At 54.6% G+C, this 15471-nt stretch carries 15 protein-coding genes; 9 read left to right on the top strand and 6 right to left on the bottom strand.

Going from position 1 to position 15471, the window contains the following annotated elements; all coding sequences use genetic code 11:
* The first annotated feature begins 89 nt into the window (after positions 1 to 89).
* The 3 genes from AAC599_RS05820 to AAC599_RS05810 all read left to right on the top strand — a co-directional run bounded on the left by AAC599_RS05820 (position 90) and on the right by AAC599_RS05810 (position 3177).
* Positions 90 to 1274: a Bcr/CflA family efflux MFS transporter gene (locus AAC599_RS05820; RefSeq protein WP_340149463.1), complete on the top strand. Its 1185-nt coding sequence runs from the start codon at positions 90 to 92 to the stop codon at positions 1272 to 1274.
* A gap of 191 nt (positions 1275 to 1465) precedes the next feature.
* Positions 1466 to 2767, top strand: a complete 1302-nt coding sequence (locus tag AAC599_RS05815; RefSeq protein ID WP_340149462.1) for an adenylate/guanylate cyclase domain-containing protein — start codon at positions 1466 to 1468, stop codon at positions 2765 to 2767.
* Positions 2768 to 3042: 275 nt separating this feature from the next.
* Complete coding sequence (locus AAC599_RS05810; RefSeq protein ID WP_340149461.1) at positions 3043 to 3177, top strand: hypothetical protein; 135 nt, start codon at positions 3043 to 3045, stop codon at positions 3175 to 3177.
* Between the two features lie 36 nt (positions 3178 to 3213).
* On the opposite strand, the gene ppk2 is transcribed toward AAC599_RS05810, so the two are convergent.
* Positions 3214 to 3972 carry a polyphosphate kinase 2 gene (ppk2, locus tag AAC599_RS05805; protein WP_340149460.1) on the bottom strand — a complete coding sequence of 253 codons (759 nt, stop codon included), beginning with the start codon at positions 3970 to 3972 and terminating at the stop codon, positions 3214 to 3216.
* 157 nt (positions 3973 to 4129) lie between these two features.
* Between ppk2 and AAC599_RS05800 the strand changes: the two genes are divergently transcribed.
* On the top strand, positions 4130 to 5524 hold the full coding sequence (locus AAC599_RS05800) for an alpha/beta fold hydrolase (RefSeq protein ID WP_340149459.1): 1395 nt from the start codon (positions 4130 to 4132) through the stop codon (positions 5522 to 5524).
* A gap of 13 nt (positions 5525 to 5537) precedes the next feature.
* Positions 5538 to 5903 carry a hypothetical protein gene (locus AAC599_RS05795; protein WP_340149458.1) on the top strand — a complete coding sequence of 122 codons (366 nt, stop codon included), beginning with the start codon at positions 5538 to 5540 and terminating at the stop codon, positions 5901 to 5903.
* An 18-nt stretch (positions 5904 to 5921) separates the two neighbouring features.
* Here AAC599_RS05795 and AAC599_RS05790 read toward each other — a convergent pair whose 3' ends face one another.
* Complete coding sequence (locus AAC599_RS05790; protein ID WP_340149457.1) at positions 5922 to 7037, bottom strand: MBL fold metallo-hydrolase; 1116 nt, start codon at positions 7035 to 7037, stop codon at positions 5922 to 5924.
* 347 nt (positions 7038 to 7384) lie between these two features.
* Here AAC599_RS05790 and AAC599_RS05785 point away from each other — a divergent pair, with 347 nt between their 5' ends.
* Complete coding sequence (locus AAC599_RS05785) at positions 7385 to 8029, top strand: DUF2971 domain-containing protein (RefSeq protein WP_340149456.1); 645 nt, start codon at positions 7385 to 7387, stop codon at positions 8027 to 8029.
* A gap of 18 nt (positions 8030 to 8047) precedes the next feature.
* On the opposite strand, the gene AAC599_RS05780 is transcribed toward AAC599_RS05785, so the two are convergent.
* Together AAC599_RS05780 and AAC599_RS05775 are read right to left on the bottom strand one after the other, a co-directional pair.
* A complete protein-coding gene (locus tag AAC599_RS05780) occupies positions 8048 to 8722 on the bottom strand; it encodes a hypothetical protein (RefSeq protein WP_340149455.1) in 675 nt (224 codons plus the stop codon).
* A gap of 9 nt (positions 8723 to 8731) precedes the next feature.
* On the bottom strand, positions 8732 to 9691 hold the full coding sequence (locus tag AAC599_RS05775) for a ribonucleotide-diphosphate reductase subunit beta (RefSeq protein ID WP_340149454.1): 960 nt from the start codon (positions 9689 to 9691) through the stop codon (positions 8732 to 8734).
* Between AAC599_RS05775 and AAC599_RS05770 the strand changes: the two genes are divergently transcribed.
* Both AAC599_RS05770 and AAC599_RS05765 read left to right on the top strand, forming a co-directional pair.
* The gene (locus AAC599_RS05770; RefSeq protein WP_340149453.1) at positions 9690 to 9818 is read left to right on the top strand and encodes a hypothetical protein; all 129 of its coding nucleotides are present in this window, start codon (positions 9690 to 9692) and stop codon (positions 9816 to 9818) included. The genes AAC599_RS05775 and AAC599_RS05770 overlap by 2 nt on opposite strands.
* A gap of 123 nt (positions 9819 to 9941) precedes the next feature.
* Positions 9942 to 12137: a hypothetical protein gene (locus AAC599_RS05765; RefSeq protein ID WP_340149452.1), complete on the top strand. Its 2196-nt coding sequence runs from the start codon at positions 9942 to 9944 to the stop codon at positions 12135 to 12137.
* Positions 12138 to 12176: 39 nt separating this feature from the next.
* Here AAC599_RS05765 and AAC599_RS05760 read toward each other — a convergent pair whose 3' ends face one another.
* Together AAC599_RS05760 and AAC599_RS05755 are read right to left on the bottom strand one after the other, a co-directional pair.
* Positions 12177 to 14054 carry a ribonucleoside-diphosphate reductase subunit alpha gene (locus AAC599_RS05760; RefSeq protein WP_340149451.1) on the bottom strand — a complete coding sequence of 626 codons (1878 nt, stop codon included), beginning with the start codon at positions 14052 to 14054 and terminating at the stop codon, positions 12177 to 12179.
* A gap of 511 nt (positions 14055 to 14565) precedes the next feature.
* Positions 14566 to 14748, bottom strand: coding sequence for a DUF465 domain-containing protein (locus AAC599_RS05755; RefSeq protein ID WP_293961392.1), 183 nt, complete (start codon positions 14746 to 14748; stop codon positions 14566 to 14568).
* Between the two features lie 133 nt (positions 14749 to 14881).
* Between AAC599_RS05755 and AAC599_RS05750 the strand changes: the two genes are divergently transcribed.
* Entirely contained in the window at positions 14882 to 15463 is a 582-nt protein-coding gene (locus AAC599_RS05750) for a UbiX family flavin prenyltransferase (RefSeq protein ID WP_340149450.1), read from the top strand.
* Positions 15464 to 15471: the final 8 nt, after the last annotated feature.

Raw genomic sequence — 15471 nt, 5'->3', positions numbered from 1 at the left:
GGGGGGGCCGGTAACGGACGCCGAAACGGACCCCCATGCGCCTCCGATCCTTCGGGGGCTTTTTTTTGCAGTAAAATAACGAGAACGACATGCCCCTTGCCGCCACCACCCCGCCCCGGATGATCACGCTGGTTATCTTTACGGCGCTCTCCACCCTGTCGCTGAACATGTTCCTGCCGTCCCTTGCCAATATGGCGCAGGATTTCGAGGCGGAATACGCCCTGCTGACGCTAGCGATTGCGGGGTATCTCGGGGTCACGGCGGTGCTGATGATGATCCTCGGGCCGCTCTCTGACCGCTTCGGGCGGCGGCCCGTCATGCTCGTGGCCCTGTCGATGTTCGTCGTCGCCTCGCTTGTCTGCGCGCTGGCGGCGAATGTCTGGGTGTTCCTGATCTTCCGGGTACTGCAGGGGGTGGTCATCGCCGGTTGGGCCATTGCCCTTGCCGTGGTCCGCGACACCTCCGAGCCGAAAGAGGCGGCGCGGCGCATCAGCCTCATTACCATGGCGATGTCGGTCGCGCCGCTGCTCGGGCCGATGCTCGGCGGCCTGCTGGACGAGCTGTTCGGCTGGCGCGCCAACTTTATCACCTACACCCTGTTCGGCACCTTCGCGCTGGTGCTGTGCTGGATTGATCTCGGCGAGACCAACAAGACCCGCAGCGAAAGTTTCCGCCAGCAGTTCAGCGGCTATCCCGATCTTCTGAAATCCGCCCGCTACTGGGGCTTTACGGTCTGCATGGCCTTCTCCAACAGCGGTTTTTACATCTTTACCGCCGGGGTGCCGTTAATCGCGGTGGTAATGCTCGGCCTGTCCCCGGCCCTCCTCGGCGTTTGCATGGGGACGATCACCATCGGCTTTAGCTGCAGCGCCTTTGCCTCCAGCCGCCTCGCCCATCGCGTGTCGCTGACCAGCCTGATCCTCGCCGGACGTTTTTCCTCGGTCATCGGGGCGAGCGCCAGCCTTATCTTCTTCCTCGCCGGAATGGGCAATGCCTATACCCTGTTCGGGCCGCTAATGCTGATCGGCGTCGGCAACGGCCTAACCATGCCGAACGCGAATGCAGGAGCGATGTCGATCCGGCCGGACCTCGCCGGGTCCGCCGTCGGGCTCATGGGGGCGCTGGCGGTGGGCGCCGGCGGGGCGCTGACGGCACTGACCGGCGTGCTGGTGACCGAAACATCGGGCGCCGTCCCTTTTCTCACCCTGATCCTCGTGGTCTCCATCATCTCCCTCATCGCCGTGCTTCATCTCAAATGGCAGGAGCGGAATTGATCCGTCGGATCGCTTTACCATTGTGTCCGGGTCTTTCCGCTCCCGCTTAAAACTAATGTTAGCCAGCAGGACGAGAAAGAAGTAGTCTTCATCCACAACGGCATGAAAAACGATGTGACCATGCAATGAGGGCGATTGGCGCTACGGGGCTCATTTTTTAAGGGGATCCCGAATTAAAGGAGGCGTTGATATTGACCTACCCGACCCCAGAAAACGAAGCGGAACGCAATGAGGCCCTGCGCACCTACCGTGTAATGGATACACCGGTAGAAACGGCCTTTGAGGAAATCAGCCAGCTTGCCGCACAGATATGCGACTGCCCTGTTTCCTATGTCAGCTTTATCGAGGACGACCGTTTCTGGTTCAAGTCGAAATACGGTCTGCCTGAGGAATTCGAAGGTTGCCCGCGCGAGATCGCCTTCTGTTCTGTGACCGTCTGCGGCTCCGAGTTGGTGCTCGTCCCCGATCTGAAACAGGACGACTATTACAAGGATTTCCCCTTTGTCGTTGGCGATCCCTTCCTCGGGTTTTATTGCGCCATGCCGCTGGTGACGCCGGACGGATTTGCCATCGGCACCATTTGCGTCATGGATTACAAGCCTCGCGAACTTTCCTTCGAATGCCAGGAAGCGATCCGCCGCCTCGCGCATCAGACCATGGCGCAGCTGGAATACCGCCGCCGGATCATCGAGCTTGACGAGACAATGCGCGAACTCGATTCCGCCCATTCGGCGCTCGCGTCGGAAAAGGCGCGGGCCGATAATCTGCTGTCGACAATACTGCCAGAATCAATTGCCCGCGAACTGATGGAAAATGACAAGGTCGCACCGCGGTTTTTCAATGATGCGACCATTCTCTTCGCCGATGTCGTCGGATTTACCGCCTTCGCGGAAAAAGCCGAGCCGGCCATGCTCATCGGCATGCTCAATAGTTATTTCGCGGCATTCGACGAGGTGATGGCGCAATTTGACCTTGAAAAAATCAAAACCATCGGCGATGCCTATATGGCCGTTGCAGGCGTGCCGGCCACTGACCGTCTCCATACATTGAAAGCCTGCCTCGCCGCCCTGGCCCTGCAAAATGCGGTGGCAAAACTGAAAGCCGAAAGACAGAAGTTGCGGCTGCCCTTTTTTGAATTCCGCATCGGTATCCACAGCGGACCGGTCATTGCGGGCATGGTCGGCCGCAAGCGGTTTACCTATGATATCTGGGGCGATGTCGTCAATTTGGCGGCGCGGCTGGAGTCGAACAGTGAGCCGGGAAAAATCAACGTCTCGGACCGCGTCTTCAACCAAACCTCACCGTTTTTTGATTACACATTGCGGGGCACGATCGAAGTCAGGAACAAGGCACCCCAGAAAATGTATTTCCTTGACCGCCTGCAAGAAATCTATTCCGAGGATCCGGCCGGTCGGAAAGGAAATGAAAAGCTCTGGACGATGAGCGATCCGAAAAAAGTTCAGTTCAAAAAAATTGCGTCGCCGATTCCGTGAGGCGGGCAAACGCGAAATAACGGATGTATTTTGTAAAACTGTGGTATAATCACTGCGTGAAACTGGCCACCCGCCCGGAATACCCGGCGAACCGCCGCCTTGAGCGGAGGGACCTGCCCTGAGTTCAGGGCCCGCGACCATCATCTCACCCGAATTCATTGCCCCGCCCGGATTGAGGCAACGAAGCGCCGCACAGGACGCGACAGCAAGCGCCCGACGTCGGCAGGATTTTATCCGTGTATATAGCGACCAACTTCTCTTGAAAGGGAAATCAGATGTCCAAAGGTAACAACAAGCGCGGAAACAAGGAAATCAAGAAACCGAAACAGGTAAAGGCCAAGGTTCTGGCGACCAACGATTCCAACGCCGGGAAGGTAACGCTGAATATCGCGCGCAAAGGCACCAAATAAACCCGGACCTTTTCCGGCGGGCACACGCCTTCCGGATTAGGATGCCATCGTCCCGTCCGTAAGAAGTTTCTTGTCAAACTCGAAGACAATCTCCGGGTTCGGGTGGGTATGGCTCAGGTCTTTTTCCGGGCAGTCAACATGGGCCATCAAATGGCGAATGACATTCAGCCGTGCCTCTTTCTTATTGTCCGTCCGCACGATATGCCAGGGGCTGACCGCCGTATGCGTTCGCCTCAGCATGTCGTTGCGCGCGGCGCTGTAATCGTCCCAATGCTCCAGTGCAACGGCATCAATGGGGCTGATCTTCCAGGTTTTGAGCGGATCAACACGCCGGTCCTCCAGCCGCGCCGCCTGTTCGTCCTTGCTGATATCGAGGTAATATTTGTGAAGCTGGATTCCGTTTGCGATGAGAAGCTGTTCGAACGACGGGACCGTGGTCATGAAATTCTCATATTCCGCATCGGTACAAAAGCCCATCACCCGTTCGACGCCGGCGCGGTTGTACCAGCTGCGATTGAAGAGCGCCATTTCCCCCTCGGCCGGCAGATGGGTGTTATAGCGCTGGAAATACCAGCTCGCCTGCTCCCGGTTTGACGGCTTGCCGAGCGCGACAACCCGCGTTTCCCGCGGGGAGAGATGCTGCGTGATCCGCTTGATCACGCCGTCCTTGCCCGCCGCGTCCCGGCCTTCAAACAGGATCAGCACCTGCAGGTTGCTGGCAATGATATGCCGCTGCAGCTTGACCAGCTCGATCTGCAGGGACTTGAGCTCTCTCTTGTATTCTTTCTTGTCCATATCCACCTCGTGCGCGCTATTCTCCACGCCCCAAGCCTAGACGGATTACCGACAAATAACCACCGGCAAGCAGCTTTCTACGGTGGCTGCTAGGCAGGCTCCCGAAAAAATGCTAGGTCCTTTATTGTCATTCACAGAGACAGGCCGGACAAATACGATGCGTCAACAACGCCTTGCGGCGATACTCTCTCTCGATGTCGTCGGCTTCAGCCGGATGATGCAATCGGATTCGCCCGGCCTGCTGAAAACGCTCAACATCGTCTTTCGCAAGATCGTCACCCCCGCCGTCACCGCGCATAACGGCCGGGTGGTCAAGCTGCTCGGCGACGGGGCGCTGATCGAGTTTTCCGCGGCGATCGAGGCGCTCGACTGTGCCGTCGCCATCCAGAGGGCGCTCCGCTCCCCGGACCTGCCCTTCTCTCACGCCGAACCGATCCGCCTCCGCGCCGGGATCCATGTCGGCGATGTGGTCGTCGAGGCGGAGGATGTCTTTGGCGATGCGGTGAATATCGCGGCACGCCTTCAGGCGGCGGCGGAACCGGGCGGCATTCTTATCTCGCGCATTGTCCGCGACCTTGCGGGCAGCTATATCACCGCCCGCCTCCGCCGGGAGGGGATGCATAGCTACAAGGGGATCGAGCAGCCGATCGAGGTGCTGTCGGTCGATCTGTCCGATCTCGGCACCCAGGAGAAACGCCGCCGCATTTCCGAGGCGCAGGAGATCAAGTTTTGCACCACGAAGGACAAGGTCCGCCTCGCCTGGACGACGAATGGCGACGGTCCGCCCATCGTCAAGGCCCCCAACTGGATCAGCCATCTGCAGCTCGACTGGCGCAGCCCCGGTTTCGCGCCGATGACCACATCGATTGCGAATAGATACAGCCTCATCCGCTTCGATGCGCGTGGCAACGGCCTCTCGGACTGGGAGGTGGCGGAAATCTCCGCTGACCGCTTCGTCGATGATCTGGAAGCCGTCTTCGATGCCGCCGGGATCGACCGTGCGCCTATCATCTCCTTCTCGCAAGGGGCCGCCATCGCCGCCGCCTTCGCCGCCCGTCAGCCGGAACGGGTTTCCGCCATCGTCATGATCGGCGGCTATGCCAAGGGCCGGGCGAAACGCGGCAATGAGCATGACGCGAGGCTCGCCGAAGCCTTTCGCGCGATGATGCGGGCGGGCTGGGACGATGACTACCCGTCGCTCCGTGACCTGCTCGCGCAGACCATCGTGCCCGGCGCGAGCGAGGAAGACCGCCGCCGCTTCGCCGAGGATATGCGCGAGATGATCTCGCCGGAGAATCTCGGGCGCTACCGAGAAGTCCTCGACAATATGGACATCATGGAACTGCTCGGCGAGGTGCGCGCGCCCTGCCTCGTCGCCCATTGCCGCCATGACAGGATGCAGCCGCTGAAGGAGGGGCAGCGCCTTGCCGCCGCCCTGCCCAACGCCCGCTTTGTGAGCTATGACAGCCCGAACCATCTGGTGCCGGAAAACGATCCCGCCTGGCCCCTGCTGGAGCGCAACGTGCAGAATTTTCTCGCCGAGCACAGCTGAAAGGAGGAAACCGATGGCCATCGCCCCGCATTCCCTCGTCGGTAAAAGCCTTGAATGGACGGGGGTGCATCATTCCCTCAAAGGCGATTTCACCGACCTCACGACCCATACGGTCACCTACGAGACCGAGACCAGCTGCTATGTCACGGCGAACGGCGTTCTTGTCGGGGAGGCGACTTACAGCTACCAAAGGCTGGATGACGAGATGGGCATCTGTATCTATCGCCCGACGGAATATCAGGGCCGCGATGACGTGGTGCTGAACGCCATGTTTGATTTCAGGAATATGAAGGACCGCGCCGTGCTGACGGCAGGCGGAGAGCCTTTCGCGGTGGCCGACGGGGACATGAAAGAAGTGGAGACCCCGCCCCGGCCCTGACGCCCGCGGCCTGCCCCGCTATTTACCGACCGCCTCCCACCAGCGGGTGCTCTGGAACGGGGCGGTCATCTCGACGGTTTCGCCAAGATGCGGGGTGATGAGCTCGACGTCCTTTTCCGCCGCCGCCTTGATCGTGCGATGGATCGGTTCATCCCAGGCATGAATGCCGAGGTTGAAGGTCGCCCAATGCACCGGCAGCATCGGCCCGCCGCCAAGATCGCGCGCGACCTCAACCGCATCCTCCGGTGTCATATGGATATCCTCCCACGACTGGCCGGGCCCGTAGGAGCCGATCTTGATCAGGTTGAGATCAAAGGGGCCGAACCGATCTCCCACCTCCGCGAACAGCTTCGAATAGCCGCTATCGCCGCTAAAGAACACGCGCGCGTCGGGCCCGAGGATCGACCAGGAGGACCAGAAGGTCGCCTTGTAGTCGAACAGCCCGCGCCCCGAATAATGCCGCGTTGGCGTCGCGACGAGGGCAAGTTCGCCGAAGGGCCGCGTCTCCCACCAGTCAAGCTCGATAATCTGAGCTGCGGGCACCTCCCATGCCTCCAGATGCGCGCCCGCGCCGAGGGGGAGGAAGAACACCGTGCCCTGCGCCGCCAGATGGCGCACCGTCGCCTCATCCATATGATCGTAATGATTGTGGGAGATCACCACCGCGTCGATATTTTTCAGCGCCGCAAGCGGCAGCGGCGACGGATGGAAGCGCTCCGGCCCGGCGAACTGCACCGGCGACGCCCGCCCGGAAAGCACCGGATCGGTCAGCAGCCGCAGCCCCGCCATCTCGATCAGGACGCTGGAATGGCCGAGCCAGGTTGCGCGCAACGCCTCGGGCGCGGGCCCGTTCAGATAGTCGGTCGGCAGCATCATCACCGGCAGCGGCGCCGGCGGCACGCGCTGCTGCTCGCCGAAGAACTGCTCCCGCAGATAGTCCCATGTCAGTTCGTAAGGGGCCTGGCGTTCCGGATTGACGAAGCCGCCCTCATGATAATGCGGCGAGGCCTGGACGCGCGCGAGCCGCTCCCCGGCGATATGGGCGCTTAAGTAATAGCCGACGACAACGACGCCAAGGACCAGCAGCAGCACCCCGGAACTCACGCCGATACTCACCTTCTTCCAGAGCCTCATCCCCACCTCCTCCTGCCCGCACACTCGCGCATCATAAACGGCGGGGGAGGTTTAAGCCTATATATATTTATTGGAACTATTTTAGATTGATTGAGAGCATACATACACTAGACTTTTGGCTACAATTGCACTTCATAATTTCAACGTTGTATTTGGATAACATTTCCATGGATTTAAGCGATCACGTATATCACTACACAGATGCTCATGCACTACTAAGCATAATATCCAACCGGACAATATGGGCGACCGACATCAACTTCTTGAATGACAAGAGAGAAGGAAATGTCTCGAGAAATTACATTCGCCAATTTCTGAGAAGAAAGAGGAAATCGCCAGATTTCGAAATGACCGATGCGATCGCAGAAGCAATAGAAAGTTTCCTAGGTGCTCGGAAACATGCTTACGTCACCTCATTTGTGAATAGATATGATAGTTTAACTATGTATCGAACATATGGTCCTCCAGAAGGAGGATATTGCATTGGATTCAAGCGAGAATATTTGCGTACCGTCCCCAATACACGCCTAGTAGATATGGAGTACACTAAAGAAGTTCAGCAAAAAGAGACATATGATTTCTTGAAGCAATTAGTTGAGGATCTAGTTGAAAAAGGCGATCCGAAACTTAGTCCGCAAGAAGCTTCTAACCAAATCCTTAAAAAAGGCCGTTTTTTCGGACAGCTGCATAATCTTTCAGTACGCCACAAATCCTCTGAATTCCACACGGAAGATGAAGTAAGGCTCGTTACTTCGGTGGGGTGGAACGAAAGGAAGCTACGCATTTCTAATAAAGGCAATGTATTCATACCTTACATTGAGCATGAGTTGCCGAACACTGAGACAGATGTTTTAATTGCACTAGGACCAAATACAGCGCAAGAATTGGCAAATTCTGGCCTCAATCATCTACACCATATTGCCCAAAAAAATGGAACAAAGTGGAATATTACATTACTTGGTCGAGAGTTATCAGGTTATCGGTACCTTTAATAAATTCTTTTGGAAGTCTCAGAGATTAACAAATACATTTTGACGTCGAAATGTCTTCGTTTTTTCGTAGTGTTCGTAGTCCTTTAGAAGCTCTTCAATTTCTGGTGTCATATGCGCTTTAAGTTCTATAAAAGCCCGAATTTCTGCTGATGAAGGAACGTTCCAAGAACGATCAGGATTTAGTTTCTCTTTAACATCATCTAAAACAACCCTATGTTCAGATTCTGAAGCATAGCTTTTCTTGTCTTCACGTAGGCATTTTTTTATGCCTCGAAAAAAAATCATACCTACTCCACGATGCCATCTTTCACTAGTTTTATTTATATCAGCATCCGAAATTCCTATTTCTTTCAAGCTATTAATCAGTTGATCCTGAATCTTGATTTTAGTTTCCAAATTTGTTCCGCCCAAAAAACTGCTAGACATCAGAGTTGTTAAAGCTGCCTCTACCGATGTCAATGCAACTGTTCGCAATTGTTTGACAGTCGCGTTTGCTTCGTCGACAGCTTTCTTCATTTCGGCTTCAAAACCAGCACCCTTAAATCTTTGAATTTTATCGAGGTTTAGGAACGACAAGGCAATAGCGCATGCAACAAGGGAAATGCCCATTTCCGTAGGTTTCTCCATAAACCCAAAGATACTTGGCAATACAACAGTAATCACTGCTCCTGTAATATTGGTCTTATTTCCCAAATAACCCCCTCAAGCAAACGCCTCTTCCCACGTCCCCTTCGTTGCCGCCTTTGAGTATTCGGTGGCGCGGTTTTCGAAGAAGTTGGTGTGCTCGACGGCGTTGAGGATGGCGTCGAGCCAGGGGAGCGGGTTTTTCTCGATATGGTAGATTTCATCGAGGCCGAGCTGCACCAGGCGGCGGTCGGCGATATAGCGGATATAGGCCTTGATCTCGTCCGCCGTCAGCCCCTCGATATCGCCGGCGCCGAAGGCGAGGTCGATAAAGGCGTCCTCATGGGTGACGATCTCGCGGCAGGTCGCATAAAGCTCCTGACAGAATTCCTTCGTCCAGATCTCCGGGTTTTCCGAAATGAAGGTCTTGAACAGCTTGATGATGGAGTTGCAATGCAGGCTCTCGTCGCGGACGGACCAGGTGACGATCTGCCCCATCCCCTTCATCTTGCCGGTGCGCGGGAAGTTGAGCAGGATGGCGAAACTGGCGAACAGCTGTAGCCCCTCGGTGAAGGCGCCGAAGACGGCGAGGGTCTTCGCCACCTCCGATTTGTTGTCGACATTGAACTGCTGCATATAGTCGTATTTGTCCTTCATCTCCTTGTAATGGAGGAAGGCGGAATATTCCGTCTCGGGCATGCCGATGGTATCCAAGAGATGCGAATAGGCGGCGATATGCACCGTCTCCATGTTCGAGAAGGCGGCGAGCATCATCTGCACCTCGGTCGGCTTGAACACCCGGCTGTAATGGCGCATGTAGCAGTTGTTCACCTCGATATCCGACTGGGTGAAGAAGCGGAAAATCTGCGTCAGCAGATGCCGCTCCGACTCCGAGAGGGTGTTGTGCCAGTCCTTCACGTCATCGGCGAGCGGCACCTCCTCCGGCAGCCAGTGAATCTGCTGCTGTTTCAGCCAGGCATCATAGCACCAGGGGTAGGAAAAGGGCTTGTAGACGGGCTTGGCATCGAGCAGGGACATGGCGGATATCTATTCTTTCAGATTGGATTTCATCGCGTATTTGCCCCGCCATCATATGGCAGGTGCGGTCGTCAATCAACGCTTCTATGGCGCATTTGAATTGGTAAGCGCCGCTGCGCGGGGCTGAAGATTTCGATCATTTTAATATAAAAAACGCCATTTAAAAATATAAATACAATAAACTAATAATAAATCACAATTACACAAAATATGCGTCTGTATTCATATTTTATTATTCAAGGAATATGATATGTTTGCGCTTATGAAGCCTAAAAAAGAACAAGAAAATATCTATACAATTAAAGTAATTGGCCCAAGGACAGGTATAATTCCCTACAACAAAGAATTAAGTGAACAGAACAAAAATAAAGTAGCCGAAATCATCACAAATTACAGCATAAGAAATTCAGACTATGAAGGGAAACTCAAAAACAACAATCTGACGCTACATAATGATGTCATCACACCCGCAATGAACCTGATAGCCGATTACTATCCGGAGGAGAGCCTTGAATTTGCGGCACAGCTTTACGCCTATTACAAAACAATTCCGCAAAAGAAAAAGGATCCGCTGGAGAGATTTATCAGGGCATACTGTAAGAAATACTTCTACACAGAGGCCTTCGCCAGTTCAGTCGCAGAATATATAAATGACATCTGTTTTTCGTGTCCGACGAGGTATCTCGATATCTTCGTCAAAATGGCATGCATGCAAGTTTCCGCTGAAATTGCATTTGTGAAAGACATCAATGAAAAGAACGAAATCTGGCGGTCATTTTTCAATAAGCCAGGCGTGCCCGAGCAATTACAACAAGAGTTAAAAGTTCGACAAAAATCAATGCTATACAAAATCACGCCATGTTTCAAAGAAACCTTTCTTAAAACGGGGAAAACCGTCAACGACGAGCAATACAAGAAAGCCTGCCTGGATATCGCAAATATTATGGGAATTGTTGTTATTTTGCCAAAGCAACAAGAGCAAAAACTCGCGCAACTGATTGGAGAAAATTATGACATTCTTTCCAGAATCAAAAAATTTTATGACGAAAAATATAGTATTGAGACCATGCATTCACCGGAAAGGAAAATAGAGTGCGGCGGCAAACTCCTCACCCAGTATTTGGAGAAGAAGGGCAACATTGGGCTTGACGAGTTAAATTCGCAAATCGAAAGAGAATACGACGACACACTGTCCATACAGATAAACGAAATGCTTTTCCCCTCTGTCATCCGGCTCATACGGACAGATATTTTTGATGGCGAAGAGGTCAGGGAGACCCGCAAATGCTTTAAGGGTTTGATGCAGACGCAGGGTGTTGAAGATGAAAGTGAACTGTCCACCAGCCTGGAAATTGTCCGCAACAACGGGCTTACGGCAGAAGAACTGTACGACAGCACCAAGAAACTCACAAGCGAGAAAGAGCTGAAAAGCGACGGTATAAATAAAAGCACCTATAACGAGCAAGATCAAGATCTTATGAGGGTATCCGGCGAATGTGATTCACTGCTTCAGGAAATTCTTGAGGACGCTGCCGCAGAGCAGAAGCCTCTCGCACCTGCAGACGACGAAGAAAAGAAAAATGACGAGCAGGACCAGAAGCCGGTACGAAAGAGGAAGGCAAAGAAGCGGAAGTTTGATCTGACCAAAACCTATGTATCGCCTAAAAAAAAGAAAAAGAAGAAAATGACCATGGCGCCGATAAAAGACACTGCGGAACAACCCGCTCCGCAACCAGACAGCGAGGACATCCTGATTTCCGTCGGCGTCCTGCGCGGGATAGATTTCCGGCTCGACGAGATCACCAGTCTCGTCAAGAGGCTGACAAAGGTCAAAACCAACGACGACCATGTCAATACTCAACTTTCTGAACTGAAGAAACAAGCACTTGCGCAACAACAAAGCCTGAGCATTATCGCGGAAGCCGAAGAATGGACACTCTCCGAGGTAAATCAGCAACTTCTAGCGTGCGACGAGGTCATCGGCAATGGCAACAAGCTCTTGCAGCACCTGGAAAAAGAAAAGGGAACCCTTAACAATTTCGACGCAGCGCTGTGGAAACTTGTCGAGAAGGAAAGTCTGGTGAGCGGCAAGGGCTGGGGCGGAACAATAGATAAGAAACTCGGAGGCAAATTCGAAAAAATAGAGGCTCTCTACCATGGCCGCCGCTTCAATCCAAAAAAGCAGGTGACGATCGATGGTAAAAAAAGAAACCTGAAAATGAATGAAACCCTGGTGTTTTATGTAACCGAGCACAGCACAACCGATGCCATTAAATATTGCATGTCGATCAAGCTTTGGAACTCACGTGATCCTGAAGACCCCGCACCACAGCGGCGAAATGCCAGAATTTATTCCATCGGCAATCTTGTCAAGTCGGCCGACCGGATTGACGTCGATAACTGGAAATGCACCGGCAAGAACATGGCCGTGCTGCATGTACAATAAGAGGATAAAGAGCAGTGGCAGGCGCCACCGCTCTCCGCCCTACTGGCAGGCGAGGCATTCTTCGTAATCGACGGTCTCGCCGGCGTTCTCGACCGCGCGTGCGACGGCGGGCGCAAGGCTCGCGGCGAGTTCACGGAGTTCCTCGGGCAGTTCCTCCTTCATCGCGACGACTTCCGCGCGCTGCATGGATTTGGAGCGGCAGTAGTAAAGGCTCTTCACGCCCTGCTTCCAGGCCATGAAATGGATCTGGTGCAGATCACGCTTATGCACATCGGCGGGCAGGAAGATGTTGACGGACTGCGACTGGTCGATCATCGGCGTGCGGTCGGCGGCAAGCTCGATGATCCAGCGCTGATCCAGCTCGAACGCGGTCTTGAACACATCCTTCTCGTGATCGTCGAGGAAGTCGAGATGCTGCACCGAGCCTTCCTTGACGGTGATGGAACTCCAGATTTCCTCCGTGTCCTGTCCCTTCTCCGCGAGCAGCCGCTTCAGATGCGGGTTGCGCACATTGAAGCTGCCCGAGAGCGTCTTGTGGGTGTAGCTGTTGGCGGCGGCGGGCTCGATCCCCGGGCTCGCCCCACCGCAGATGATGGAGATGGAAGCCGTCGGCGCGATCGCCGTCTTGTTCGAAAACCGCTCGTTGAAGCCGTAATCCGCCGCGTCCGGGCAGGCACCGCGCAATTCCGCGAGGGATTTCGACGCGGCATCGACACCCTTCTGGATATGGGTGAAAATCTTGCGGTTCCAGACCTTCGCCATGACCGATTCCATGGGCACGCGCTTCGCCTGCAAAAAGGAATGGAAGCCCATGACGCCAAGGCCGACGCTGCGCTCGCGGAAGGCGGCGTATTTCGCGCGCTCCATCTCGTCCGGCGCGCGGTCGATGAAATCCTGCAGCACATTGTCGAGAAACAGCATGACATCCTCGATAAAGCCGTCCTGCCCTTCCCATTCGTCATATTTCTCCAAGTTCAGCGAGGACAGGCAGCAGACCGCCGTCCGCTCCTTGCCGAGATGGTCGATGCCCGTCGGCAGGGTGATCTCCGCGCAGAGGTTGGAGGTTTTCACTTCCAGCCCGGCGAGCTTGTGATGCTCCGGCATCAGGGAGTTCACCCGGTCGTTGAAGATAATATAGGGCTCGCCGGTCTCGACCCGCGCCGTGAGAATACGGATCCACAGGCTGCGCGCGCTCACCGTACGGACAACGGCGTGATCATGCGGACTGGTCAGCGCCCATTCCGCATCTTCCTCCACCGCGCGCATGAAGGCGTCGGACACCAGGATGCCGTGATGCAGGTTTGGCGTCTTGCGGTTGGGGTCGCCCCCGGTCGGGCGGCGAATCTCGATGAATTCCTCGATCTCCGGATGGGAGATGGGCAGGTACACGGCCGCCGAACCGCGGCGCAAAGACCCCTGGCTGATGGCGAGGGTGAGGCTGTCCATGACGCGGATGAAGGGCACCACGCCGGAGGTCTTGCCAACCGCGCCGACACCTTCGCCGATGGAGCGCAGATTGCCCCAGTAGCTGCCGATGCCGCCGCCCTTGGACGCCAGCCAGACATTTTCCGTCCAGAGATTGACGATTCCCTTCAGGCTGTCGTTCGACTCATTGAGGAAGCAGGAAATCGGCAAACCGCGCGACGACCCGCCATTGCTGAGCACCGGCGTCGAAGGCATGAACCAGAGCTTGCTGATATACTCATAGATGCGCTGCGCATGGGCGTCGTCCTCGCCATAGGCGCTGGCCACCCGGCCGAACAGATCCTGGAAGCTTTCCTCGGGCAGGAGATAGCGGTCTTTCAATACCGCCATGCCGAATTCCGTCAGATACTTGTCGCGACCATGGTCAATATGGACCCGCGCGCCATCCTTTACCTGAACGATATCCGTTAGCATCTCAACTGTATCCAGCATTTTTCTTACCCCTTCCAGATCTCAACTAATACTGCGGAATCGATTGGGCTCGATTCCAATAATAATATTTCGTACCACTTGCCATATTTTTGTAATAATTTCCCGGTATGCTGGTTGTCTATTCCGGTAATTACAAGAATACGCCGTTTTTGGTGTCGTTAGCGGAACTCAATATCTACTCAAACACGACATTAACCACTACATATTGTATAAAGGCTGACAAGCCGTCAACTGGTTGTGGAAAAATATTGAAAATTATTACGCTTGACGAATCGGTAAAAGGAATTTACGCGGGAATTCGACAAATTCTACTGTTATGAGCAAGCCGTGATCCTACCGCAACCGGACGCCCTTTGATACCCTTCACACCGTCTTTTTTGGAAAAAATTTTATTCCCTTTTGCCACTTGGATCGAAGTGCAAAGCCGGACCATAAAAAAAGGCGCCGAAACTGATTTCGGCGCCAGGATGCTCCCGTGACGGGAGGTTAAATACGGTGGATAAGTCCCTCTTTAATGAGTGACTTTACCCTCCGCCGAGAGCATAGTTATCTTTTCCTTTATCCTGAGTTTTTCGCGCTTGAGTTCACTGATATGCACATGATCTGCGGACGGGCTGGCCATTTCATTTTCGATTTTTTCTTCGATGCGGTGGTGTTTTTCGGTCAGCTGTGCAACATGATCTGCTGTGCTCATAGTGTATCTCCTTTGTTAAAAAACGGCAGGACGCTGGCAGGCCAGCGATAGACAACTTTATATTACAGAATTATGAATAAACTGACTATGATTCAATGCCTGAAGGGCATAATTTTTGAAAGAAAATTATAATATGGCGCAAAATCAACGACTTGTCATCGGGATCAGCGGCGCCTCCGGCGCGGTGCTCGGCATCCGCCTGCTCGAGGCCTGCCGGAAGCTCGATCTGGAGACCCATCTGGTCATCTCAAAAGCGGGCGAAATCACCATCGCGCAGGAAACGAACAGAAGCGTTTCCGAGGTCAGGGCCCTCGCCTCCCATACCCATAAATCCGCCGATATCGGCGCCGCCATCGCCTCGGGCTCTTATCCGACCATGGGCATGGCGGTCGTGCCCTGCTCTATCCGCACGATGTCGGAAATCGCGACCGGCGTCACGTCCAGCCTGCTGACCCGCGCCGCAGACGTGACTTTAAAAGAACGCCGTAAGTTATTGCTGGCCGTGCGGGAAACGCCCTTTCATACAGGCCATCTTCGCACCCTGACCCAGCTCTCCGAGATGGGCGCGATCATCGCGCCGCCGGTCCCTGCCTTCTATACAAAGCCCGAAACGACCGGCGAGATCGTCGATCAGTTCACCGGCCATCTGCTCAACCTGCTGGGGCTGGAGAATACCCTTGCCAGGGAATGGGCCGGGCTGAAGGGCGGCGCCTGATCCCTTCC

Origin of the sequence: uncultured Sneathiella sp. (genome assembly GCF_963976355.1) — a bacterium.
In the GTDB taxonomy this organism is placed as follows: Bacteria; Pseudomonadota; Alphaproteobacteria; order Sneathiellales; family Sneathiellaceae; genus Sneathiella.
Note: the sequence above shows the minus strand (reverse complement) of the source record. Positions and strands in the feature narration are given on the sequence as shown.